A 24466-nucleotide genomic window follows, 5' to 3' on the forward strand; every position below is an offset into this window, starting at 1 on the left:
AAGTATGTACAGGTAATGCTGTAGTGAAACCAGGTAAACTCTATGTGGTGCAATGTCATGTAAACTAACGTTTGAGCGTACACGCGCGATTGTTAGAGGGTAGGCAGCTAAAGTTTGCTGGTAACAGTAAGCGTAGATAAATGATAAGGTAATTTTTTTCTTGTGAAGAAGTGATTCTGATACAAGTTTAGAACCAACAGAATTCGGCTTATAGATTTGCTTAAACATAAAAAACCATCTAGTAATAGATGGTTTTTTATGTTTAAATAATATGTGCTATTATTCTTGTTTTGGAGGTGTAATTTGATATCCTAGTGCTTCAATAACGGCTAGATTATCGAAGTATATAGTGCTCCTAACTATTTTTCCATCGGTTACTAGAGCAGTAAGTTGGTAAGGTAGTTCTATGTTTTTTCCGTTTTGTGTAAAACTATAAGTTCCCCAATGCGATACCCAATCACCTGCTAATTCGCCTTGTAAAACTCTAAATGTTTGCGTTACAAAACCTACTTTTTCATTTGTACGCATTTTATGTGCTTCCTTCCAAGTGGCAATAGTTTGTTGTTTAGAAATTGAATCATTAACTGCTGGGCCATATCCCATATACTTTTCGCTTAGTAATTTTTCGGCTTCCATCATTTTATTATTTACTAAAGCTTTTACATAGTCGCTAACAACTTTCATATCTGCTTCTGCTTCAGGGTTTTCAACCACCACGTCTTTATACTTCGGAGCTTCGGTTTGAGAAAATGATAATTGACTAATTATTAAAAAGCATAATAATAGTAATGGAGTTTTTGAAATTTTCATAATACCTGTTTTTTAAATTATATAATTGATTAATAGTTACAAATCAATATAGGGCAAATCACTCTTAAAGGTATAGAGCTATTAAAAATCAGTAGGATAATACCAAAATAGGGCAGTTATTTAGAATTACTAAGTTAATAAAAATATTTGAATTAAATATATTTTCGTTCTTCTGGTTTTACTTTATTCAAAAGACTGAATAGATTATTTTCGTAATTTTTATAATGAATTAGTAATTTAAATTATTATAAATGCTGTTTATTTCTAGCTGAAATTGAATAGAGTTTGGCCTATAGGTTTTTTTTATTTTTAGAATATAAGAGTTACTCTTTTGATGGACTGTAGCTTAGATCTGGTCTAACATCAGCTTCAACTTGATCGTACTTAGTTGTTAATTTAATAACATTGTAAAATACAGCTCCCTTATCATCTCCTAAAAGGGCATCGTTTTCTTTTCCTAATTGAGCAATATCTAAATCGTCATCACCAGAAATCGATACCATATAGTAACTTTCCTCGCTGCCAAAACCACTATGATAAACATCATAGCCATTTTTTACACCTTTTGTTTTAAACATTTCTTTTACTTTTGCCATTCCTTCTCTCATTTCTTTGGCATTTTTTGGTGAATAATAAAGAAAATGATACTCTCGATGGTTTTTGCCCTGGTCATTATAGCCATTTGGTCTATACGAAAGGTCTGCATTGTAATGTATAATGGCATTACTATGAGAATCATAGCAGTCATCCATCTCATTAAACATTTTACCCATGGCTTCTTTACCCATTTTCTCTGCCAATCCTTCCATAGGGTTTTCATCTAGTTCTGCCATATTTTTGATAGGAGTTACATAAACGTAGCGACCGTCTTCAACTTTGATAGCTATCCAATTAGATCCACGTACGTTATATTTTTCACAACTTTCCTTCAATTTTTTTGCGAGTTGTTCGTATTTGGGCATCATATCAAAATTCACATTGTCTGTGTGTACTACAAACATTGTTGGTTGCTCACCTTGTGAGTTTACTAAATTGAATGCAAATAGCACTGTCATTAGAATAAATAATCTTGTTTTAAAAATTTTCATAAAAATTGATTTAAGTTAATATAGTAATTGTGTTAATAGCTAATAATTAACCATATCGAAGTGGCTTAATGTAAATTATAGGGGCAGTCTATGGATCTAAATATGAGTGCGAGCTCAGAGTTAAAAATCTATATGGTAGGTATAAAATTAATTGGGACTAATACAACAAATTAAGATAATAATTAGAGGACTAACTAGATGGTATTTACTCAAATCAAAAAGCAGGTATATTTACCCGAAAAAGCTAAACATATTACCACCATAACTTTTGGAGTGTGAATAATGGTCTAAATGGCTTAAATCTGTATGTTTAGAGTGTTCTACAATAAGCACACCTTCCTCTTCTAATAATTCATTTTGAAATACCAATTGCGGAATTTTAGAAAAAGTTTCAACTTCAAAATCATAAGGCGGATCTGCAAAGATTATGGTATGCTTATGTTTCGATTTTTCTAGAAACTTGAATACATCACTTTTTATTGTAGAGATAGACATTTTAAAAGCTTCAGCAGTTTCATTTATAAATTTAATGCAACCATAATTATCATCAACCGAAGTAATTTGTTCTGTACCTCTAGAAGCAAATTCGTAACTAATATTGCCTGTACCAGAGAATAAGTCTAAAACCGAAATATCATCAAAATAGTATTGATTATTTAAAATATTGAATAAGGCCTCTTTTGCCATATCTGTAGTTGGGCGAACAGGTAATTTTTTAGGAGCTGTTATCCTTCTGCCTTTGTATAAACCAGATATAATGCGCATTAAAAGGAATTTAGTATTAAATAATAGTGATGTAGATTTTTACTCTCCATGGTATTAGAAATTTCAAAATTATAATTAGTAGATATAAAATCTATGTGTCTCACATAAGTATATAGAAAACTGTAAGTTTCATCACCTTTATCAATATACCCACTTAATTTAATTAGAGTGGTTTCTACATTTAATTTTAATTGTTCAAATACAAATAGAACATAGTAAATAAAGTCTTCTTTGCTATTGTATTCAAAAACATTAAACAACAATAACTGAGTTTTATCCACAACTAATAACTCTATTGTTGATCTATTAATGTTTATATAAACTTCGGATGATTTTGTAGCTTCAGCATTTTGTATAATCGTATCAATTAATATACTAGATGAATGCTTATAAACAAACTCACCAAAGGTTTCAAAAATATAATTATTAATATTAACGTAAGGAACATAAACATTTATGCTATCGTTTATGGTTATTTCATCTTTAGTTATATAATCCGTCCTTAGTATCTTAGAATTAAATTTTAAGTAATCCGCTTTGTGATTTTCGTTATATAAGGCTTTTGGCACTATTGTCGCAAGCTCATTTTGATGAATTACTAGCACAGCATCAAAATCTTCAGAAAACACAGTATTACTGCTTAGTTCTGCTTTTAAACGGTTAAGCACTTCATAGGGAGTTAACTTATGATCAAAATTTATTGTTTTAAGAAATTCAATGGTATTTGAAGTTCTATTTAGAATGCAAAAAGAAAGCCCATTCAAATGTATTTGAATGGACAGTTCTTTAATATTATTTTGAGTCAAAATTACTGCTTGTTAGAAAGGTCTTTACCCCAATTTCCATTGGTACTAACTTCTTCCATAGAACCTATTTTTACTGTAGGACCTTTTACACCAGCAATAGAGAATGCTTGCTTTTCTTTTTCTATTAAATATTTTTCTTCACCATCTAACACAATTGCTTTATCAACACTTGCTTCAAATACTGAAATATCATCTAATTTACCAGCTTGTAAAGTGAATTTAGCACCTGCTTTTCCTACACCAACATTCATCATAGTTTTGTAGCGATTACTTCCTTTAAATATTGAATCTTTTACAAAGTAAAAACTCAAGGTATCAATAAGTGTTATTGTTTTCATAGTTTCTACACCACCAAAAGCTCGTGTTTTCTCCTCATCTAAAACTAAAGTATCACGTCTTTGTGTAATTGGCACTTTCCCATTTTCTACAAATTCAATCAATTTATCAAAACTATCAGTATATGCACCATTAACTTCTTTGTAGGCTAGTTCAGAATCTCTTACATCAATTAAACGATTTATAACTACTTTGTAGCGATCAACTTTTAGTTGATTAAATTGAATCTCCTTATAAACAGACATAAAAGTGATATAACCTAAGAAAATAATTAACGCCCAAAGTAATAGGTTTATAATAGGTTTTAATTTTTTTGGAATAAATTTATCGATTGCCCAAACAATTAAGATGGTCAATGCTATAATTACTACAATTGCTAAAATTACGTTTAACATATTCTTATTTTATTAATTAGGTCTTTCGCAAATCTACAATTTTTTTTTGTTCGTTAAAACTATCTAAATAAAAATCATATAAAATAAACAAGTAAATGATATGGAGGCTTATAAAATATAGAATAATACTATCTTGCTACATATTTAATATCTTTATGATTTCTAATGCTTCTGCATTCTATTCGTTATTAAAATCTAAGTTTCCGTTTGCGCCAACTTCTAAACAAAATATGGTGTTAATGCAGTTGTCTCAATTTATTTTTGATGCCAATAAAGATTCAATATACCTACTAAAAGGGTATGCTGGCACAGGTAAAACAAGTATTATCGGAACTATAGTTTCTAATTTATGGGAAGCAAAAAAAAGTGCTGTTTTACTCGCACCAACGGGTAGAGCAGCAAAAGTGATCTCTAATTACTCTAAAAAAGAAGCTTTTACTATTCATAAAAAAATTTACTTTCCTAAGAAGGAAAAGGGAGGAGGAGTGAAATTTGTTATGCAACCTAATAAGCATAAGAACACTCTTTTTATAGTTGATGAAGCGTCAATGATACCAGATGCACCTTCAGACTCTAAATTGTTTGAAAATGGTTCGCTCCTAGATGATTTAATGCAATATGTTTATTCTGGTCATAAGTGTAAGTTGCTTCTTATAGGTGATAAGGCTCAATTGCCACCTGTGAAATCAGATTTAAGTCCGGCTTTAAACGCGGATAAATTAAGTCTGAATTATAATAAAAATGTAATTGGGATTGAGCTTGATGAAGTCGTTAGACAAGAACAAGATTCTGGTATTTTAGAAAATGCCACAGAACTTAGAGCAGTTTTAGAAACGACCATTTATGAAAGTTTTAAATTTAATGTAAGCCCTTTTAAAGATATAGTTAGATTAATAGATGGCTATGAGATTATGGATGCTATTAATGATGCATACAGCAATGAAGGATACGAAGAAACTGCAATTATAGTTCGTAGTAATAAACGTGCTAATGCATACAATCAACAAATACGACAACGTATTTTATTTAATGAAAGTGAATTATCTGCTGGAGATTATTTAATGGTTGTAAAGAATAATTATTTTTGGATAAAACCTACAACAGAAGCTGGCTTTATAGCCAATGGTGATATTGTAGAAGTGCTAGAAATTTTTAGTATTAAAGAATTATATGATTTTAGATTCGCTGAAGTCAAAGTGAAAATGGTAGATTATCCAAAAATGCAACCCTTTGAAACCGTTTTGCTTTTAGATACTATTGATGTAGAAAGCGCATCATTGAGTTATGACGAGTCCAATCGATTATATCAAGAGGTCTCAAAAGATTATGAAAATGAAACGTCAAATTACAAGCGTTTTTTAGGAGTAAAGAACAACAAATACTTCAATGCGTTACAAGTGAAATTTTCTTATGCCATTACATGCCATAAATCTCAAGGAGGCCAATGGAATACTATTTTTGTAGAACAACCTTATCTACCAGAAGGTATAAATAGAGATTACATCCGTTGGTTATATACGGCCATAACTCGCGCAAAGGATAAACTTTATTTAATCGGATTTAAAGATGAAATGTTCATAGAAAATAATTTAAATTAGAAGCATGACAATTGAAACGGTTTTAAGCATGTTTTTAGGAATTGGGCTTGCAGCTTCAGTAGGTTTTAGGGTTTTTTTGCCTTTGTTTGCTCTAAGTTTAGCAGCATATTTTAATGTATGGGAGCTTAATGAATCTTGGTTATGGATTGGGAGTACAACCGCATTGATTACATTAGGTATTGCAACACTAGTAGAGATTGTTGCTTATTATATTCCAGTTGTAGATAATCTCTTAGATACTATTGCAATTCCGTTAGCGACAATCGCAGGAACAGCCGTAATTGTATCTACTGTTGCAGATTTAAGTCCTGTAATCACATGGGCATTAGCCATAATTGCAGGAGGTGGAACAGCAGCTGCTGTAAAAAGTTCTACAAGTGCCACTAGGTTAGGTTCAACAGTTTCTACCGCTGGTATTGCAAACCCTGTAGTTTCAACAATAGAAACTGGGACTTCTATTGTTATGTCTATTGTTTCCATTTTTTTGCCAATGTTGGCTATCATTTTGGTTATATTCATCTTTTATATTGTTTTTAGGCTGTATAAAAAGTTAAAATCAAATAAGTCAAAATCATCATAAAACCGTATTTTTGAATTCTCTAATAATACATAGATGAAGATAATTTCCATGATTCCTGCACGTTATAGTGCATCACGCTTTCCAGGCAAATTGATGCAAAATTTAGCAGGAAAATCGGTGATTTTAAGAACTTATGAAGCCACTGTTGCTACAGCACTTTTTAGTGAAGTTTATGTAATTACAGATAGCGATATTATATATAATGAAATTGTGAATAATGGTGGTAAAGCCATTATGAGCAAAAAGGCGCATGAATCTGGTAGTGACAGAATTGCAGAAGCCGTAGCTGATGTAGATTGCGATATTGTTGTAAATGTACAAGGAGATGAGCCATTTACAGAGCGTGAGAGTTTACGTAAAGTTTTAGAAGTATTTAGAGGTGATGGCGATAAAGAAATTGATTTGGCTTCGCTTATGGTAGAAATCACTGATTGGGATGAAATTAATAATCCAAATACAGTAAAAGTTATCGTAGACCAAAATAACTTCGCTTTATATTTTTCTCGGAGTCCAATTCCGTTTCCAAGAGACAGAAATGTAGGAGCACGCTATTTTAAACATAAGGGCATTTATGCATTTAGAAAAGAAGCTTTGTTAGATTTTGCAGTACTACCAATGCAGTTTATTGAAGCCTCTGAAAAGATAGAATGTATTAGATACTTAGAGTATGGTAAGCGCATAAAAATGGTAGAAACTGAAGTGCAAGGTGTAGAAATTGATACACCAGAAGATTTAGAAAGGGCGAAACGTTTATGGAAGTAGATTACAAAAACATAAAAGTAATAGGTTTCGATGCTGACGATACGCTTTGGGTTAATGAAACCTATTTTAGAGCAGCTGAAGAAGAAGTTGGTAGATTGTTATCACATTACGAAACGCCTAATAAGATAGACCAAGAGCTATTTATAATGGAGATTAAAAACCTTCCTGTTTATGGTTATGGTGTAAAAGGTTTTGTTTTATCTATGGTAGAAATGGCATTAGAATTGTCTAACAAAACAGTTTCTAATGAGATAATTGAGGCTATTCTGAATATTGGAAAGACTATGATTAACAAACCCATTGAATTATTAGATGGAGTAGAAGATGTGCTTAAAACGTTGTCTAAAGATTATAAATTAATTGTGGCAACAAAAGGTGATTTGTTAGATCAAGAACGGAAATTAGAAAACTCTGGTTTGATTGACTATTTTCATCATGTTGAAGTGTTAAGCGAGAAGCAAGAAGTTAATTATTCTAAGCTTTTAAAGCATTTAGATATAAACCCGTCAGAATTTTTAATGATTGGTAACTCATTAAAGTCGGATATTTTGCCGTTAGTAAGTATTGGCGCAAAGGCCATTCATGTGCCATTTCATACAACTTGGGAACATGAGAAAGTGACCATAAAAGAAAAAAATGGTGTTAAATATAAAACTGTGAAAAGCTTAACTGAAATTATTAAGTTGTTAAAATGAAGATTGTAGATATTGATACCTGGAATCGTAAAAAGCTCTACAATCATTTTATGCAGCTTAAAGACCCATATTTTGGAGTAGTAATTCCATTTGATGTAACTAAAGCATATGAGAAATCTAGGCAACAAAATATTAATTTTTTTGTAAAGTATTTACACGATTGTATGAAAGCAATTAATGAAGTTGAGAATTTTCGTTATAGAATAGTTGATAATAAAGTTGTTGACTATGATGTGATACACGCGTCAGCTACGATTATGAGAGACGATAAAACTTTTGGATTTTCATTTATAAATTATGATGAAGACTTAAGCGCTTTTATAAATAATTTTAAAAAAGAAAAAGCTAGAATTCAAAATTCAGAGGACTTATACCCTCCAGTTAATGGTCAAGATTGTATTCATTGTTCTGCTGTGCCGTGGTTTAAGTTTTCTGGTCATAAAGAGCCAGTATCTGGCCATATGGAATCTGTGCCAGAAATTGCATTTTCTAAAGCAGAAAATGATAATGGAAAATTAATGATGAATGTTTCTGTTCATGTTAATCATGCATTAGTAGATGGTTATCATGTTGGGCTTTTTGAAGAAAAGTTTCAATTTAATTTAAATAAGTAGTTAATACGAAGTTTGTTTTTATTTTTGTTAAAGATATTGAGTAAATGATATATAAGAATTATCCGATGGTGTCTAGAGTTGTTTTTGGACGTGGAAGTTTCAATCAATTAGATGAAATTCTCACACCAAAGCGCAATGGACGTAACGCACCATTTATATTTTATGTTGATGATGTTTTTAAAGGCAATCATTGGTTAACTTCAAGAATAACCTTGTCTTACAAGGACAAAATTATTTATGTTCCTACAAAAGAAGAACCAAAAACGTCACAAGTAGATCAATTGGTTGAAGACATTATCCTAGAATATAGTGAGTTGCCATCTGGTATCATTGGTATTGGTGGAGGTATAGTTATGGATATTGCTAAAGCAGTATCATTAATGCTAACCAACAAGGGCGAATCTAAGGATTACCAAGGTTGGGATTTAATAAGGCAACCTGCAATATATCATGTTGGTATTCCTACTATTTCTGGAACAGGCGCAGAAGTATCACGTACTACAATTTTAACTGGTCCAGAGAGAAAACTTGGTATTAATAGCGACCATACACCTTTTAATCAGGTAATATTAGACCCAGAATTGACAAAAGGTGTGCCAAGAGATCAATGGTTTTATACTGGTATGGATTGCTTTGTACATTGTGTAGAATCGCTTAAAGGCACTTATTTAAATGCATTTAGCCAAAGTTATGGAGAGAAAGCTTTTAAATTGTGTCAAGAGATATTTTTAGGTGATACATTAAGTAGAGAAGATGCGCAAGATAAACTCATGATGGCTTCGTGGCATGGTGGAATGAGCATTGCTTACTCTCAAGTTGGTGTAGCACATGCCATGAGTTATGGTTTAGGTTATTTACTTGGAGTTAAACATGGTATCGGAAATTGTATAGTATTTGATCATTTAGAAGACTATTATCCAGAAGGTGTGGCCATGTTTAAAAGAATGAAGGTCAAGCATAAAATTCAATTGCCTCAAGGCATTTGTGCAGGTTTAGAAGAATATCAGTTTAATACCATGATAGATGTAGCTTTAAGCCTAGAGCCGCTATGGGAAAATGCAATTGGCAAAAACTGGAAGACCATAATTACTCGTCAAAAACTATTAGAGCTTTACAAAAAAATGTAGCATGCATTGGTTAGCAAAATTCATTTATTTTAAATTGATGGGTTGGAAAGTTATTGGTAACACTAACTTTTCAAAAGACACAATAATGAAATCTGTGATTATTGCTGTACCTCATACAAGCTGGCACGATTTTTATATAGGTATTCTCCTCAGAAAAGTTACAAACCTAAAAACTAACTTTGTAGCTAAAAAAGAACTCTTTACATGGCCTTTTGGGTATTATTTTAGAGCTGTTGGAGGAAAATCTTTAGATAGAACTTCTGGGCAAAATAAAGTAGAAGCTATAGCTAAATTGTTTGATGAAGAAGTGGAATTTCGTTTAACATTGGCACCAGAAGGCACAAGGAAAAAAGTAGAAAAATGGAAAACAGGGTTCTATTATATAGCTAAATCAGCAAAAGTTCCTATTCTTATGTTTACCCTCGATTTTAAAAACAAGCAAAACAAAATTTCAGAACCATTCTATCCTACAGATGATATGGAAGCCGACTTTAAGTTTATGAAATCATTTTTTGAAGGAGTAGAAGGTAAGGTGAGAGTCCATAGTTAGCTGTTTTAGGTCTTTTAGACTGTATATAAATTTTTGGCCACACCTTTCTGTCTTCTTCTATTGCTAAAACTTTAATATCTAGTAGTCTAGTTTCTAAGGCAACAGATTTTACAAATTCTTTATTAATTTCAATTTTCGAAACTCTTTTTAGACAACTAAACCTAGGTATTCCGTTTTGTATTAAAGCATTTTCAAATATTTGATGATGTCACTTGTTAGTGTCTTTTTTGAAGTAAAAAAGGCATGAATAAAATCTATTTTGTTTTTGCAAAGGGTGTCTTAAAATAGTCTAAACTCGTTTCCTTTTTTTTTAATTTTTTTGAAGATTTAGTTTTGGCATAAGATTTGCTTTATATATAATGCAATGAAACATAAAGTAAACTTAAAAGTCTCTAAAAAGAAACATTGCCGCTAAAAAAAGCCATCTAACACTAAGAAGATGGTTTTTTTTCTTCCATATACTTATCTAAAAGATAATTGGTTTGTTTCTGTAATTTTGCTTTAAAAAAACCCATACTACCAAATAGTAATCCTTTTAAACCCATAGCCTGACTAGCCCATTTACGAATATTAAACTCATCTGTATGCTTAATGATTAAGCCATCTTTAAATTGAAACTTGGCATCAATTTTATTATGAACTTTCCGACCAGTTTTGCTAAATGTATAAAAGGCTTCCCAATGCGCCGAACCAGTAATTTCATTAGCAATAAACTTGGAGCTAACGACTTTAAAATTTTTCCCTTTTTGAGATTCACAGAGCATTTGCCACATGGCATTAGCTCTTTTTCCTTTTAAAACACCAAAAGCTGGATCTTCAAAAACAATGGCTTGGTGGTAACAAGATATCATGGTCTCTGCATCAAGATTATTAAAGGCATTATAAAATGTTTCTAAAATTGCTTTCATAATTACTCAATTCTAATTTTACTTCTAAAGCCTATATCTGTGCGCTCATCAAATTTAAAATCAAAATAGCCAGCATCACCTTTTGTAGCATTAACTTTAGATTTTGCTCTACCAATTTCTAGACCATTTTTATTGTATGCCTTAGCAACAAGTTCTTTACTAAAATTTTGATTAAAAATAAGATATAATGTTAGTTTATTGTTGTTATTAATTAACTGAGCGTCAATATTATAAGCGCCAGTTTTTAAGCCTTTATTTTTCAATTGTTCTGATAGAAGTATTTCACATTCTAAAGTTTTATCTACACCTTCTGTTATACCTTCGAAAAACTCAGTTGCTGTTTCTCCAACGACTTCACCACTTTTGTTAATGCTTTCTTTTGTTTTGTTAGCTATTCTATTACACGACACTAATAGAAATATTATACTAACAAAAATTAATTTATTTTGTTTCATTAAAATATGAATAAGCAATAAAAGTAATGAAATCTGATGATTTTAACTTGTATATGATTTAATCTTATCAATAAGCCTTCTTATACCAGAATATACAAAAGCGTTAGTTTTACCATAATAGAAAGACATAAAGCATACGAAAGTTAAAAATAGTATTGCACCAATTATTGCTTGCCAAGGCACTAAGGTTTTTCCTATGAGTTGATACAATCCTAAACCAGTAAAACTTCCATATATAATGATAAAGTGGATCACATAGATGGAAAGTGTCTTTTGTCCAATTTTTAAAATTAGAGATTGTTTTATATATTTCTCAAAAAGGTAAAACAATGAAAACAGAATTAACACATTGCCTAACCTTGTAAATAGATAATTGTAATAGGCGACATCTTCAAAAAGTTTTATCCTTAATAGGTAGTACAATTCGTTAAATAACCAAGCCGACTTATAAATTAAAGCTAAACCAATTATAAAGAAACCAGAAACCGTAGCAAGTTTAAAACGTGGACGTTCTAAGTAACGATAAAATAATGTTGCTATAAATGCACCAAAAGCTACATACCCAAACCATGGTAAAATAGTAAAAACGGAGCCATAGTCTTTGGTCATATAATTTGAAAATGATTTTGGAATATCAGATAATTCCATAAAGCGATAAAGTGGTTCAGTAATAAAAATTACTAAACTTAATAAGAGCATTGAAACTGAAAAAATTAGCGTCTTTTTACAAGTCAACCTATAAATAATTACTATAAATATTAGTGATAAGCCAATGCATTGCAATACATCTATACTTAAGAAGTTGCTATTAAATCGCCCAATCAACCACTCAAAAATTGGTACACGCAATAAGTAACCAATACCAATGAGCATAAGTCCTCTAACAAGCCCTTTGCGCATACGTTTTTCTGCATTACCACTATGTTTTGCTTTAATAAGTAAGTAAGAAAATATTAATCCAGAAATAGTAAAAAAAGTAGGTGCTGTGATGCCTCTAAAATATTTCCAGCATTTAAAAACAACATTAGTCTCATCTCTGTAAGATACATCGAGTAAGGTATCTATAAAATGCCCTTGCAACATCATTATAATGGCAAATGCTCTAACGGCATCAATAAAATAAAGACGATTTGTACTCAATCAGTGATTTGTTGTAGCACAAAGGTAGGCTTTACAATTAAATATGTATTATGAGGTGGATTCTAATGTTACGCTCTTGCTTTAATTATAAGATGCCGTTTCAATGATTTATTTCAGACGTTACTGAACTAGTTCAGCAAAATTATTTTTTCCCCAATACGAAATTATAAAGCAGAGGTGTTTAAAAAAATAATTAGCAACAATTTGTTATAAGATTAAAGGGTTTACTACATTTATAATCTATGGAATTTCTAAACCAACTATTTAAAGATTTCTCTTCCCTAGCTTGGGGTTTACCATTACTTATTTTACTAATTGGAGGTGGTTTATACTTACTAATTCGTTCTCGGTTTTTACCATTTCGGTATCTAGGACACGCTATTAGTGTGCTAAGAGGTAAGTATGATGACCCAACTGATCCTGGGCAGATTTCACACTTTCAAGCACTAACAACAGCCTTGTCTGCAACCGTTGGCATGGGAAATATTGCTGGTGTTGCAGTTGCTATCTCTATTGGTGGACCAGGCGCAGTATTTTGGTTATGGATGAGTGCAGTAATTGGTATGTCTACTAAATTTTTCACTTCAACCTTAGCAATTCTTTATAGAGGAAAGGATAGTGCTGGAGAGTTACAAGGTGGCCCTATGTATTTTATAACCGAGGGTTTGGGTAAATCATGGAAGCCTCTAGCTATATTTTTTAGTTTTAGTGGTTTAATTGGTGCTCTGCCTGTGTTTAATGTCAATCAGTTAACACAAGCCTTAAATGATATTTTATTAATACCTAATGGTGTAGAAGTTAGTTTAACATCCAATCTTATTATTGGTATTGTTTTAGTTTGTATTACAGCTTTAGTAATTTTAGGAGGTATAAAACGCATTGGTAATGTAGCGTCACGTTTAGTACCGAGTATGGTCGTTTTGTACTTTATCTTAATTATTATTATTCTAGTTGCACACAGCGATGTTTTATTTTTTTATTTAAAACTCATTTTTACAGATGCTTTTACGGCTAATTATTACCCCAAAAACGATACATTTTTGGGTGGTGTATTAGGAGCTTTAATTTTGCTTGGTATTAAGCGTGGAGCATTTTCTAACGAAGCTGGTATTGGTACAGCACCAATGGCACATGGTGCCGCAAAAACAGACGAACCTATTAGAGAGGGTTTAGTAGCAATGCTAGGTCCTGCAATAGATACTTTAGTAGTTTGTACATTAACGGCACTAGCAATTTTAGTGACAGGTGTCTGGGAAACAACTTCAGATAATGGAGTAAGCCTTACTGCCTCTGCTTTTGGAAATGTAATGCCTATTTATGGCAAATATGCCTTATTAGTTTGTATTGTTGTATTTAGTATGAGCTCGTTATTTTCGTATTCCTATTATGGTACAAAATGCATGTCATTTCTCTTTGGTGCTGATAAAAAGCATTATTACAATTACTTTTATGTTTTAAGTATATTACTCGGTGCAACAACAAGTTTGAGTATGATGATTAATCTCATTGATGGTGTGTTTGCTTTAATGGCTATACCAACAATGACAGCAACTATAATACTAGCTCCCAGAGTTGTTAAAGAATTGAAAGCTTACACAATTAGACTTAAAGAAAGTAAAATCAAAAAAATAAAATAACAATAAAACTCTCTTTTTTTATTTATTCATTATAAAGTGTAGAAAGAATAGAGGTTTACTTTTTAAAGATGAAAATAATGACCTTCTTATTAATTATGTCGCAGATGTATCTAAAACCGATTTAATTGTAGATAGAGATATCATGGTTTTGTTAATCCTAAAATTGCAAAACTTCTTAATTGGTTATTGCGCATGCTTTTTTAATATGATGAAATATAAACTTGGTTGGTTTGGTAATCTATTACCAACTAAAAGTGAATTGTGGCTCGGTATTTCACTTAAAAATGTTCAAGATACTGTAAATTCCAAGTTGCACAAATGAAGCTAGAGAGCATTAGAACAAATCAAAAAAGAGACTTTTTAAAAGTGATTTACTTTGTCATAGCTAACACAGATTATGAGATACTACCATTAATACATTTAGACTAAGGTAAATGCGTCTGTATAGCTAAACAACCATTTCTAATATCTTTAAGTCTATTTCTTCTTCAATAGTATCTTTTCATTTGTAAACTGATTGGCTTCGTCTAAAAAGGCAATCATCTTATTCCAATTAGAACTAGGTTCGTAATTATGCTTATACTGTTTAGATGTTTTAATAATTAAAGTGCCTCCTTCAATTAAAGCAGTACTTATAAATGCACCAGCATCATTATCAACGGACTTGTTTAGTTTATCTAAGCCAACTACAGTATAGCCTTCAGGTATATTAAATGTGATATTATAATTAAAACTTCTTGCATTCTGCGCATAGATATTTGCAGTACGATTACGTTCTTTTTCTTCGAGATTTATTTGACCACCGATAAGTTTTCCTATTTCAATTATGTAATTAGGACCAGCCTTTTTTATCAAAGCACTTTTAGCATTAAAAGTTTCTGTAAACGTAAAATAAGTTTCTAGACCATAGCGACCTGTGTCATTAATTTTATAAGTATAATCTTCAATCTCTTCAACAAAATATTCTGTTTTTGCACTATTTTCAAATTTTTCTTTCTGTTTTTCTTTTATTTTTTGTGCCAAGGCATCTAGTTCCTTTTTATATCTTGCCTTATCTTTTTTACGTCTTATTAAATCAATGAACGACTTTGTTTCGTATTTGGCGTAATCTTCTGCAACATAATCTGAGAACATAAGTCGTTCGTATTGTTCATCTTTCTTAGAGTGTCCTTTATGACTATTTACAGAACTGATAGTTATCCCAGAAAAATCTTCATTTAAACTAAGTGTAATCTCCTTTTTTGTTTCATTATCTAAATGTGTAGAGGTTGGTAGCTTTCCTCTTTTTACAACGTCGATTTTGTTTCTTGTAGGAGAAAGTAGATAAACATCAGTGTCTTCTATTAAAGGGGAAAACTCATTTATATTGGTATGTACGCTAAATAATTGGGCATATAGAGGAGTAGAAGTATTCACTTTTATGAGCACGTTTACATTCTTTTCAATTAATAAATCGTCGATAGAACCATCGAAACGTTTTTTAGCAACTACAATTTCGTACTTTATCTTTTCGTGTTTTAAAAACTCAGTAAAATGTCTAACAAATTGTTTTTGATTCTGAATAAAGACAGGGTTGCCATAATATGTAAAAGGATTGTACATTATTTTAGCATCTTTAATAAATATGGCTTCTACGAAACGCGTTAGGTAATAATGACGCATAAAATAATAGGCCTCAGTTACTTTCTCTGTATCATTTTTAAACGTTTTCTTTTTAAAGAATCCTCTCACATCTCCAATGTCACCATCTGGCTTAAACCTATTATCATAAAGATCTAAAACTTCCTCTTTAGAAACAGAGGTTTTTATAATATTCTCTTTCTCTGGCAGAAAAGCTAATGCTCTATCTTCAAACTTTCCTGATCTTGCAAAATACACTTGAAACTTATATGAAGGCAATTCTAAAAGTGGGTAAAACCAACGTGTATACTCGTTCTTTTCAATATCAGACGCTACAAGTTCGTAACGTCTCATATTCTTTTTCTCAGTAGAAATTTGAGTAAATTTAGGAGCATCATTATAAGAGTTGAAGTTGATGAAAAAGTCGTTTTCAGTTTCAAAAAATAATTTAAAATCAACAATAGGATATTCTTCGCCTAGGTTGGTTTCTACAGGATCAAAACCAAAAGCATAAGTCGCTTTAAATGGTTCTAAACGGAAAAAATAATAGTCGATAATATCACCAATTTCTAAATTTGCTATTGCTACTTTAGTCTCACCATCTACTTCAACAGATTCTTTTTCTACATCAATCTCTATCTCGCTTCCGTCTGGCTTCACAATTTTTACACCAACATAATTATTTCCTTTTTCTTTCCAAGTATAACGACCTTTAGAGGATCTAAAACGACTTTTAAATGCAAATTCTGAAAACTCTTCTACTGCGGCTTTATCTAAAAGCTTTATGCGCTTTCTTACCGAACTTGTATAAGTAACATTTTTGCCAAATTTATGAAAATCGTAATTTTCATTTTTATATAAAATTACTGCGGATTCATTTGCCCATTTCTTTGGTATGTCTGTACTCTTTTTATAGGCGTCGCTATTTCCCCAAAAAAAGTCTCTAGCCTCTAGTTGTTCTTTTGATTGCGAAAAAGAAAATATTGAGAAGGCTAGAAATAGTATAGTAAGTCCTTTTATATTCATAAATTTAATTTTTGGTAAGGATAATTTGCTCTTTATAAACTGTATTAAGCTGTTCTATAAATGCATTCCATTCTTCAAAATCATTTGTTTCAATTTTTGCATTTTTAATTTTGAATAATTTTTTATAAATCAGTTTATTGTTTTCGGTTTTAAAATTTACAGACATGTCATAGTTTTTACTAGATAACTCTAAGTTTTGAGGTAAATGGGACACCTTATAACCAGCAGGTATTTGTAACGTCATTGTTGATTCTAGATATTTCTTTGTGCTGAAGATATAGTCAACATCACGTTCTTTAAATTCGTAATTTCCTAATTCTTCATCGAGATCGAGATCTATGTATATAGAATCATCGAAGGTTGAGACGGCATTCTTAATCGTAATATCGTGAGTAAGGGTTACATTTATGTCTCTATTAGATAAATCTGAAGTGATAATATTAGCCACTTTTCTATTACTATCTCCACGACTTAAATAAGCATCTAAAAACTCATCCTTTTTATCTGTTTTTAATTGATCGAAATAATATAATAAGCTAGATCTACTTTCACCATTAAAAACTTTTTCAACTTTACCAGTAAGCAATTCGTTATCTAGTTTTAAGTTGTAAGTAAAAGATTCTTTATTAAACACCGATTTGCTTTTAGGAACCTCTTTTAATATAAAAGTATCTTTGTCTTCAATCATCACTTGCTTTCCCTGTATGCGATCTGCATATTCTCCAAAAGCGTTAAATTTTTCAGTACCATCTAAAAACAAAACTTCACCATCTGTAAATAATGAGCAAATCATGTGATTGTCAACCGATAAATTGGGTGTAGAATAATCGTAAGCAATATGCTTGGTGCCTATCCAAGTTAATCTAGCATCAAAACCTGCTTCTATAAGCATTTGTTTAGTAAGATTTGCCATGCCTTTACAATCTCCGTATCTTTTATTAAAAACATTAGCGGCTTCATCGGGTTTAAAACCGGCAATGCCATCTTCAAAAGCAATATACCTGATATTATCTTGTACCCAGTAGTAGATGTTTTTTATTTTCTCCTCATCCGTTTCTGCATCTTTAGTCAATTCTACAACTTTGTCTTTAATAGCTGAATTATCATTTTTTAAGCTGTTAACCAGTGATTTATACCAATTGTAAAGGTCTTGTGTAGAATTGAAAATTGGTTTAGTTTCATCTTTTTTTGTATAAGATTTAGCTAAAATAAGTAGATGAGGATAAATATATGTAGGACCTGGTGCATTAGATGCATTATGCATAGCTGGTATATCCTTTACTGTATATGTGTGTACTTTCGATTTATTTTTAGTATTCTTTTTTATCGTTTTTTCGATTGTGTAGCCATCAAAATTTAATTCCTTTAACTCAACATTTAACCAATCTGGTATCTCTACCGCAATCACTTTTTTTACAGCCGGATAATTATCATTAAAATAGAGCTTTGTAAAATATTTAATATCTTTATAGGTCTTAAGGATTTCGGTACCATAGCGATAGCCTTGTAAAGGAAAATCTACATTGGTATATTTAACTCTAGCATCATTATGAAATAAATCTTCACTTTTATAAGCTTCGTCTTTAATAAAAAATTTTGCATCGCGATTATTCTTATATAAGATTTTGAATTCTTCAATTTCAGATTCACCATCATAAAAGCAATATTTCTGAATATCTGCACGAGAGATCATGTTTATCATCTTTTCCTTTATTTGATGATGTACAATTACTTTTTCTTCGCGACTATCAAAATCAAATGTAACGTAGTCTATACTTTCTTCGAGAGCAACTTCATCGTCTTTATGATCGAATTTTTTTTTAAGCTTTTTAGCCTTTGCTATATCATAAGCATCGGGTTCTATCTTTCGTTGACAAAATGAGTTTGAGATGAATGTAAGAATGAAAACAGCGGTTAGTAAGTGTTTAATCATAGATGATAATGTATAGGATATAGGCTAAGGTATTTAAATGTTAATGATAACAAAAGGAAATAGTGTAATATGTAGGTAATTTCGATTAAACACCAAATTTAATTTTGAATATGTATTCTTAATTTAATTATTATATTGATTAGATTATTTTAGTAAATTAGAGTTTCAATAATTTAACGTACACAAATGAGTAACTATCATATAAAACAGTTCGAAGAATACTTTCAAGTTTATAGAAAATCCGTAAATAATCCAGAACAATTTTGGGAAGAAATTGCTGAAGAACATTTTGTTTGGCGAAAAAAATGGACTAATGTTTTAAGCTGGGATTTTAAAAAACCTGAAGTTAAATGGTTTGAAAACGCTAAGCTTAATATTACAGAAAACTGCTTAGATAGACATCTACCAACCAGAGGAGATAAAACAGCCATTTTATTCGAGCCTAACGATCCAAATGAGGAAGCCGAGCATATAACTTACAAAGAATTGCATGAGCGAGTCTGCAAATTCGCTAATGTCTTAAGAGAAAAAGGTATTAAAAAAGGCGATCGTGTTTGTGTTTACCTGCCTATGATTCCAGAATTGGCAATTTCGGTTTTGGCATGCGCAAGAATTGGGGCAGTACATTCTGTCGTATTTGCAGGTTTTTCTTCTACAGCATTATCTACACGTATAAATGATTGTGATGCCAAAATGGTAATTACATCCGATGGCTCTTATCGTGGCGCAAAAACAATTGATTTAAAAGGGATTGTTGATGAGGCTTTAAATGATACACCAAGAATAGAATCTGTTTTAGTCGCAAAGCGAATTAATTCTAATATCTACATGAAAAAAGGTCGTGATTATTGGTTGCAGCCACTTTTAGATAAAGCTTACAATGACTGTAATGCCGAAATTATGGATGCAGAAGATCCACTGTTTATACTTTATACATCTGGCTCTACAGGCATGCCAAAAGGGATGATGCATACGAGTGCAGGTTATATGGTCTATACCGCTTATACTTTTAAAAACGTATTTCAGTATAAAGAAGATGACATCTATTGGTGTACAGCTGATATTGGTTGGATTACGGGTCATAGTTATATTGTTTACGGCCCACTTGCCAATGGAGCAACGACCGTAATGTTTGAAGGCATACCAAGTTATCCAGATTTTGGTCGTTTTTGGGATATTGTAGAAAAACATAAAGTCACTCAGTTTTATACAGCACCTACAGCTATTAGAGCACTGGCAAAACAAGGTACCGAATTTGTAGAAAAGCACGATTTGTCATCATTAAAAGTACTTGGTACGGTAGGTGAACCTATAAATGAAGAAGCATGGCATTGGTATAATGAAAATATTGGTAAAAAGAAAAGCCCCATTGTAGATACGTGGTGGCAAACCGAAACAGGAGGAATTATGATAACTCCAATTCCATTTTCAACACCAACTAAACCAACGTATGCAACTTTGCCATTTATTGGAGTACAACCTGCATTAATGGACGAGAATGGTAATGAAATAAAAGGCAATCAAGTAGAGGGTCGTTTGTGTATAAAATTCCCGTGGCCTTCTATGGCTAGAACTATTTGGGGAAATCACCAACGCTATAAAAAGACCTATTTTTCGGCTTATGAGAATATGTATTTTACTGGTGATGGTGCACTAAGAGATGACGTTGGGTATTACAGAATTACAGGTCGTGTAGATGATGTAATTATTGTTTCTGGTCATAATTTAGGAACAGCACCAATAGAAGATGCCATCAATGAGCACCAAGCAGTTGCAGAATCTGCAATTGTAGGTTTTCCGCACGATGTAAAAGGAAATGCTTTGTATGGTTATGTAACTTTAAAAGATAGTGGAGAAGGAAGAAATCATAATAATCTAAGAAAAGAAATTAACCAATTGATTACAGACCGAATAGGACCAATAGCAAAACTCAACAAAATTCAGTTTACGGTTGGCTTACCAAAAACGCGTTCAGGGAAAATTATGCGTCGTATTTTGAGAAAAATTGCTTGTAATGAAACCGATCAGCTAGGTGATACGAGTACGTTGTTAAATCCAGAAGTTGTTAAGGATATTATGGATAATGTTATATAGAGCAATTAGGAGTTGTTTTCTTTTTTAGCTTTCGCTAATTCAAGGATTTCTTTAAGACGAGCTTTACGCTCAGCATCTTTAGATTTTACTTTGTTCTTTTTTTGAGCAATTAATTTACTATGTTTGGCTTTGTTAGCTGTGTTTTTTTCGCGTCCTTTTTTTGCCATTTTATAATAGTTTTGTTATTGTAAAATTACGACATATTATTGTTTGACTTAAATATAATAAGATTGCCTCATCCTTCTTTCTCACAATAACGTTAAATATTTATCTTCGTCAAAAGAAAACCCAAGTATGCTCAAAGCTATTTTGTTTGATATGGATGGTGTTATTGTTGACACTGAGCCATTGCATCGTAAAGCCTATCATCAAATGTTTGATGATGTAAATATTAAAGTTAATTCAGTATTATATGAATCCTTCACTGGGCAATCCACTATAAATATATGTAAGCGACTCGTAGATCATTTTAATTTAAATGAAGAGCCAAAATATTTAGTGAACTTAAAACGAAAACATTTTAAATACTTATTTGAAAACGATTCTAACTTAGTTTTAATTGATGGTGTTTTAGAGCGCATTAAGGACTATTATTATAACGGATTAAAATTAGTTGTAGCTTCTTCTGCATCTATGCCTAATATTAATCGCATTTTTGATAGATTTGATTTAAACCCGTATTTTAGTGCAAAGTTTAGTGGGTCAGATTTAAAGCAATCTAAACCACACCCAGAAATATTTATTAAAGCAGCAGAATCAACAGGTTTTAATAAGTCGGAATGTATGGTGATAGAAGACTCAACCAATGGCATAAAAGCAGCACATTTAGGCGGAATTTTTTGTGCAGGATTTAAAAGTGAACATTCTTCAGGACAAGATTATTCATTAGCAAATATTGTTATTTCAGATTTTAGAGAGATTTCGTTCCTTAATAGAAATAAATTTTTTAAAAATTAATATTAATCTAATTAATATCCTTCGAGTTTTAATTATCTTAAACAAAATTTTTTTATGATAAAAGTAAATGCTTATGCTGCAAATTCTGCAGCTTCAAAATTAGAAAAGTATTCTTATCACTTAACTTCTATTGGTAATGAAGAGGTTGATATAAAGGTTAATTATTGTGGTCTATGTCATAGTGATCTGAGTATGATTAATAATGAATGGGGTTTATCACAATATCCATTAGTTCCTGGACACGAAATTGTTGGTGAAGTTATGGCTTTAGGCTCAGAAGTTAAGGGGCTTAAAGTAGGTGATAAAGTTGGCATGGGTTGGTATTCTCAATCGTGTATGCAATGCAATCAATGTATGGATGGAAAGCAACATTTATGCGGTACAGCAGAAGGCACTATTGTGGGAAGACATGGTGGCTTTGCAGATGTTGTTAGAGGTCATTGGTCTTGGACAACATTGTTGCCAGAAGGCGTAGATATGGCTAAAGCTGGTCCTTTATTTTGTGGTGGTATTACCGTTTTTAATCCTATTGTATTATCTGGAGTACAGCCAACAGATAAAGTAGGTGTTATTGGTATTGGTGGCTTAGGGCATCTGGCACTTAAGTTTTTAAAAGCTTGGGGTTGTGAAGTCACAGCATTTACCTCTAATAAATCTAAAACAGAAGCACTTAAAAAAATGGGAGCACATAATGTTGTGGACTCTACGGACTCTAAAGATTTAGAACGTATCGCTGGCAGTCTAAACTTTATTTTGAATACCACAAACGTAAAATTAGATTGGAACGCATATTTAACTACGTTAGCTCCACAAGGAAAACTGCATACAGTAGGTGCTGTGTTAGAACCAATGGAAATTCCTGCATTTAGCTTAATCGGTGGAGAAAAATCAGTAGGAGGTAGTCCATTGGGTAGTATCGCCTTGACTAGAAAAATGCTTGAGTTTTGTGTTCGCCACGATATTTATCCAACTGTTGAAGAATTTAAAATGGAAAATATCAATGAAGCTATAAAGCATTTAGAAGATGGTAAAGCTCGATTTAGGGTGGTGCTAAAAGCTTAGAATAAGCAAAATATTCAAAAAATATCCTCTGCAAAGTATTAAGTATTTTTTTAATTAATTTCTTAACCAAATTTTGGCTTTATATATAGTGATTAGTAACATTATGTTTTTTATTGCGACTTATTAGAAAAGACATTATTATGAAATTAAATCCGACCTTATTCATACTCCTATTTTTTGTTCAGTTATCCTTTACACAAACTTTAGATATCTCTAAAGATGTAAAAGATCATGTAAAAGCTAGAGTTGATGAAGGGTTTAATCCTAGCATTTCACTAGCCTATATAGATGGTGATGAGGTTTCATATTTTAATTACGGTAAAACGGAAATTGAAAATGGAAAGCAGGTAAATGAAAACACGGTTTATGAAATAGGTTCTATTTCTAAAGTCTTTACGACTATTTTATTAGCTGATGAAGTATTGAAAGGAAATATGAAGCTTACGGATCCAATTTCAAATTACCTACCTAAAACCTTAACTGTTCCTCAACGAAATGGGAAAGTAATTACACTTAAAGATTTAGCCACACATACCTCAGGTTTACCTAGAATGCCAGATAATTTTAGTCCAGCAGATTATAGCAATCCCTTTGAAGATTATACAGTTAAACAATTATATGAATTCTTATCAACTTACAATTTAACTAGAGATATTGGAGTTATGTACGAGTATTCTAATTTAGGTATGGGTTTGTTGGGACATTTATTAGAACTACATACAGGTGAAACCTATGAAGACTTAGTTATAAGTAGAATTACAAAACCTCTAGGAATGACTAGTACAGGTATCGTTTTTACAGATGCAATGAAGGAGAAATTAGCTTTAGGACATAACGATCAATTAGAAGTGGTTAGCAATTGGGATATTCATACTTTATCAGGAGCCGGAGCTATACGATCTACAGCTAGTGACATGGTAAAATTCATTAAAGCGAACATCAGTACAACTAATACAGCTTTAAATAGAGCTATGAAGTTAAGTCAACAAGTTGCATTTTCTGATGAAAGTAAAAATTTTAAAATAGCCCTTGCTTGGCATTTTGCAAATAACAATACAATAATATGGCATAATGGAGGAACAGGTGGTTATAGAGCGTTTGCTGGGTTTTTAAATAATACAAATAAAGGAGTGGTGGTTTTAACAAATTCTGTATCTAGTGTAGATGCCATAGGATTAAAACTACTCGACGCACCTTTAAATTTAGAATTGCCTAAGAAAACTGAATTTCCAGATGTTGTAGAAGTATCTATTGATACTTTAGAAAATTATATTGGCGTATATCAATTGGCACCAGAGTTTGCCCTTACTATTACAAGAACAGAAAACCAGCTTTTTGCGCAAGCAACAGGGCAATCTAAGTTTGAAATTTTTCCATCTGCTGAAAACGAATTTTTTTTGCGAGCAGTAAAGGCTAGTGTTACTTTTAATAAAAATGAGGAAGGTAAAGTAAATAGTCTTACATTACATCAAGCTGGTCAGCATATGCCAGCACCCAAAACAGAATAA

23 protein-coding genes are annotated in these 24466 nt (G+C 31.6%); 12 read left to right on the forward strand and 11 right to left on the reverse strand.

Translation table 11 applies throughout. The features are described from left to right. Window positions 1–279 precede the first annotated feature (279 nt). The 5 genes from AAC053_RS01145 to AAC053_RS01165 form a co-directional block, all read right to left on the reverse strand. Complete coding sequence (locus AAC053_RS01145) at window positions 280–810, reverse strand: hypothetical protein (protein ID WP_339751748.1); 531 nt, start codon at window positions 808–810, stop codon at window positions 280–282. A 323-nt stretch (window positions 811–1133) separates the two neighbouring features. Further along, entirely contained in the window at window positions 1134–1898 is a 765-nt protein-coding gene (locus tag AAC053_RS01150) for a hypothetical protein (protein WP_339751749.1), read from the reverse strand. A 231-nt stretch (window positions 1899–2129) separates the two neighbouring features. Then, window positions 2130–2663, reverse strand: a complete 534-nt coding sequence (locus AAC053_RS01155; protein WP_339751752.1) for an RsmD family RNA methyltransferase — start codon at window positions 2661–2663, stop codon at window positions 2130–2132. After that, entirely contained in the window at window positions 2663–3469 is an 807-nt protein-coding gene (locus tag AAC053_RS01160; protein ID WP_339751755.1) for a DUF3822 family protein, read from the reverse strand. Before AAC053_RS01160 ends, AAC053_RS01155 begins: the two co-directional genes overlap by 1 nt. A 2-nt stretch (window positions 3470–3471) precedes the next feature. After that, window positions 3472–4200 (reverse strand): hypothetical protein, encoded by a 729-nt coding sequence (locus tag AAC053_RS01165; RefSeq protein ID WP_339751757.1) that lies wholly within the window; start codon window positions 4198–4200, stop codon window positions 3472–3474. 155 nt (window positions 4201–4355) lie between these two features. Between AAC053_RS01165 and AAC053_RS01170 the strand changes: the two genes are divergently transcribed. The 7 genes from AAC053_RS01170 to AAC053_RS01200 are packed head-to-tail and all read left to right on the forward strand — an operon-like array spanning window position 4356 to window position 10126. Next, a complete protein-coding gene (locus AAC053_RS01170) occupies window positions 4356–5798 on the forward strand; it encodes an AAA family ATPase (protein ID WP_339751759.1) in 1443 nt (480 codons plus the stop codon). Window positions 5799–5802: 4 nt separating this feature from the next. Next, complete coding sequence (locus tag AAC053_RS01175) at window positions 5803–6378, forward strand: DUF4126 domain-containing protein (RefSeq protein ID WP_339751760.1); 576 nt, start codon at window positions 5803–5805, stop codon at window positions 6376–6378. 48 nt (window positions 6379–6426) lie between these two features. Then, window positions 6427–7140, forward strand: a complete 714-nt coding sequence (gene kdsB / locus AAC053_RS01180) for a 3-deoxy-manno-octulosonate cytidylyltransferase (RefSeq protein WP_339751898.1) — start codon at window positions 6427–6429, stop codon at window positions 7138–7140. Then, on the forward strand, window positions 7131–7835 hold the full coding sequence (locus AAC053_RS01185; protein ID WP_339751762.1) for an HAD family hydrolase: 705 nt from the start codon (window positions 7131–7133) through the stop codon (window positions 7833–7835). The genes kdsB and AAC053_RS01185 overlap by 10 nt, the downstream gene beginning before the upstream one ends. Further along, window positions 7832–8449: a CatA-like O-acetyltransferase gene (locus AAC053_RS01190; RefSeq protein ID WP_339751764.1), complete on the forward strand. Its 618-nt coding sequence runs from the start codon at window positions 7832–7834 to the stop codon at window positions 8447–8449. Before AAC053_RS01185 ends, AAC053_RS01190 begins: the two co-directional genes overlap by 4 nt. 44 nt (window positions 8450–8493) lie before the next feature. After that, entirely contained in the window at window positions 8494–9576 is a 1083-nt protein-coding gene (locus tag AAC053_RS01195; protein WP_339751766.1) for an iron-containing alcohol dehydrogenase family protein, read from the forward strand. 1 nt (window position 9577) lies between these two features. Continuing rightward, window positions 9578–10126 (forward strand): 1-acyl-sn-glycerol-3-phosphate acyltransferase, encoded by a 549-nt coding sequence (locus AAC053_RS01200; RefSeq protein ID WP_339751768.1) that lies wholly within the window; start codon window positions 9578–9580, stop codon window positions 10124–10126. 431 nt (window positions 10127–10557) lie between these two features. Here the strand turns inward: AAC053_RS01200 and AAC053_RS01205 are convergent, their stop codons facing one another. From AAC053_RS01205 to AAC053_RS01215, 3 genes are read right to left on the reverse strand one after another with little or no spacing between them, the layout of a single operon-like run. After that, on the reverse strand, window positions 10558–11034 hold the full coding sequence (locus AAC053_RS01205; RefSeq protein ID WP_339751771.1) for a nuclear transport factor 2 family protein: 477 nt from the start codon (window positions 11032–11034) through the stop codon (window positions 10558–10560). A gap of 2 nt (window positions 11035–11036) precedes the next feature. After that, window positions 11037–11489, reverse strand: a complete 453-nt coding sequence (locus tag AAC053_RS01210) for a hypothetical protein (RefSeq protein WP_339751773.1) — start codon at window positions 11487–11489, stop codon at window positions 11037–11039. 42 nt (window positions 11490–11531) lie between these two features. Then, a complete protein-coding gene (locus AAC053_RS01215; protein WP_339751775.1) occupies window positions 11532–12629 on the reverse strand; it encodes a heparan-alpha-glucosaminide N-acetyltransferase domain-containing protein in 1098 nt (365 codons plus the stop codon). 242 nt (window positions 12630–12871) lie between these two features. Between AAC053_RS01215 and AAC053_RS01220 the strand changes: the two genes are divergently transcribed. Beyond that, a complete protein-coding gene (locus tag AAC053_RS01220) occupies window positions 12872–14266 on the forward strand; it encodes an alanine/glycine:cation symporter family protein (protein WP_339751778.1) in 1395 nt (464 codons plus the stop codon). Between the two features lie 477 nt (window positions 14267–14743). Here the strand turns inward: AAC053_RS01220 and AAC053_RS01225 are convergent, their stop codons facing one another. Further along, window positions 14744–16912: a hypothetical protein gene (locus AAC053_RS01225; RefSeq protein WP_339751782.1), complete on the reverse strand. Its 2169-nt coding sequence runs from the start codon at window positions 16910–16912 to the stop codon at window positions 14744–14746. Window positions 16913–16916: 4 nt separating this feature from the next. Then, a complete protein-coding gene (locus tag AAC053_RS01230) occupies window positions 16917–18845 on the reverse strand; it encodes a transglutaminase-like domain-containing protein (protein WP_339751785.1) in 1929 nt (642 codons plus the stop codon). Window positions 18846–19031: 186 nt separating this feature from the next. On the opposite strand from AAC053_RS01230, the gene acs reads away from it, so the two are divergent. Then, entirely contained in the window at window positions 19032–20939 is a 1908-nt protein-coding gene (gene acs, locus AAC053_RS01235; RefSeq protein WP_339751788.1) for an acetate--CoA ligase, read from the forward strand. Between the two features lie 5 nt (window positions 20940–20944). On the opposite strand, the gene AAC053_RS01240 is transcribed toward acs, so the two are convergent. After that, window positions 20945–21106: a hypothetical protein gene (locus AAC053_RS01240; RefSeq protein ID WP_339751790.1), complete on the reverse strand. Its 162-nt coding sequence runs from the start codon at window positions 21104–21106 to the stop codon at window positions 20945–20947. 127 nt (window positions 21107–21233) lie between these two features. On the opposite strand from AAC053_RS01240, the gene AAC053_RS01245 reads away from it, so the two are divergent. The 3 genes from AAC053_RS01245 to AAC053_RS01255 all read left to right on the forward strand — a co-directional run bounded on the left by AAC053_RS01245 (window position 21234) and on the right by AAC053_RS01255 (window position 24466). Continuing rightward, a complete protein-coding gene (locus AAC053_RS01245) occupies window positions 21234–21896 on the forward strand; it encodes an HAD family phosphatase (RefSeq protein WP_339751793.1) in 663 nt (220 codons plus the stop codon). A gap of 54 nt (window positions 21897–21950) precedes the next feature. Next, window positions 21951–22958 (forward strand): NAD(P)-dependent alcohol dehydrogenase, encoded by a 1008-nt coding sequence (locus AAC053_RS01250; RefSeq protein WP_339751796.1) that lies wholly within the window; start codon window positions 21951–21953, stop codon window positions 22956–22958. A gap of 140 nt (window positions 22959–23098) precedes the next feature. Continuing rightward, on the forward strand, window positions 23099–24466 hold the full coding sequence (locus AAC053_RS01255; RefSeq protein WP_339751799.1) for a serine hydrolase: 1368 nt from the start codon (window positions 23099–23101) through the stop codon (window positions 24464–24466).

Source organism: uncultured Winogradskyella sp. (assembly GCF_963975125.1).
Taxonomy (GTDB): Bacteria; Bacteroidota; Bacteroidia; order Flavobacteriales; family Flavobacteriaceae; genus Winogradskyella.

What these genes read in the sequence shown, in the direction of transcription:
- AAC053_RS01145 (WP_339751748.1), bottom strand. Translation starts at nt 810, where the DNA reads ATGAAAATTTCAAAAACTCCATTACTATTATTATGCTTTTTAATAATT.
- AAC053_RS01150 (WP_339751749.1), bottom strand. Translation starts at nt 1,898, where the DNA reads ATGAAAATTTTTAAAACAAGATTATTTATTCTAATGACAGTGCTATTT.
- AAC053_RS01155 (WP_339751752.1), bottom strand. Translation starts at nt 2,663, where the DNA reads ATGCGCATTATATCTGGTTTATACAAAGGCAGAAGGATAACAGCTCCT.
- AAC053_RS01165 (WP_339751757.1), bottom strand. Translation starts at nt 4,200, where the DNA reads ATGTTAAACGTAATTTTAGCAATTGTAGTAATTATAGCATTGACCATC.
- AAC053_RS01170 (WP_339751759.1), top strand. Translation starts at nt 4,356, where the DNA reads ATGATTTCTAATGCTTCTGCATTCTATTCGTTATTAAAATCTAAGTTT.
- AAC053_RS01175 (WP_339751760.1), top strand. Translation starts at nt 5,803, where the DNA reads ATGACAATTGAAACGGTTTTAAGCATGTTTTTAGGAATTGGGCTTGCA.
- kdsB (WP_339751898.1), top strand. Translation starts at nt 6,427, where the DNA reads ATGATTCCTGCACGTTATAGTGCATCACGCTTTCCAGGCAAATTGATG.
- AAC053_RS01185 (WP_339751762.1), top strand. Translation starts at nt 7,131, where the DNA reads ATGGAAGTAGATTACAAAAACATAAAAGTAATAGGTTTCGATGCTGAC.
- AAC053_RS01190 (WP_339751764.1), top strand. Translation starts at nt 7,832, where the DNA reads ATGAAGATTGTAGATATTGATACCTGGAATCGTAAAAAGCTCTACAAT.
- AAC053_RS01195 (WP_339751766.1), top strand. Translation starts at nt 8,494, where the DNA reads ATGATATATAAGAATTATCCGATGGTGTCTAGAGTTGTTTTTGGACGT.
- AAC053_RS01200 (WP_339751768.1), top strand. Translation starts at nt 9,578, where the DNA reads ATGCATTGGTTAGCAAAATTCATTTATTTTAAATTGATGGGTTGGAAA.
- AAC053_RS01205 (WP_339751771.1), bottom strand. Translation starts at nt 11,034, where the DNA reads ATGAAAGCAATTTTAGAAACATTTTATAATGCCTTTAATAATCTTGAT.
- AAC053_RS01210 (WP_339751773.1), bottom strand. Translation starts at nt 11,489, where the DNA reads ATGAAACAAAATAAATTAATTTTTGTTAGTATAATATTTCTATTAGTG.
- AAC053_RS01220 (WP_339751778.1), top strand. Translation starts at nt 12,872, where the DNA reads ATGGAATTTCTAAACCAACTATTTAAAGATTTCTCTTCCCTAGCTTGG.
- AAC053_RS01225 (WP_339751782.1), bottom strand. Translation starts at nt 16,912, where the DNA reads ATGAATATAAAAGGACTTACTATACTATTTCTAGCCTTCTCAATATTT.
- AAC053_RS01230 (WP_339751785.1), bottom strand. Translation starts at nt 18,845, where the DNA reads ATGATTAAACACTTACTAACCGCTGTTTTCATTCTTACATTCATCTCA.
- acs (WP_339751788.1), top strand. Translation starts at nt 19,032, where the DNA reads ATGAGTAACTATCATATAAAACAGTTCGAAGAATACTTTCAAGTTTAT.
- AAC053_RS01240 (WP_339751790.1), bottom strand. Translation starts at nt 21,106, where the DNA reads ATGGCAAAAAAAGGACGCGAAAAAAACACAGCTAACAAAGCCAAACAT.
- AAC053_RS01245 (WP_339751793.1), top strand. Translation starts at nt 21,234, where the DNA reads ATGCTCAAAGCTATTTTGTTTGATATGGATGGTGTTATTGTTGACACT.
- AAC053_RS01250 (WP_339751796.1), top strand. Translation starts at nt 21,951, where the DNA reads ATGATAAAAGTAAATGCTTATGCTGCAAATTCTGCAGCTTCAAAATTA.
- AAC053_RS01255 (WP_339751799.1), top strand. Translation starts at nt 23,099, where the DNA reads ATGAAATTAAATCCGACCTTATTCATACTCCTATTTTTTGTTCAGTTA.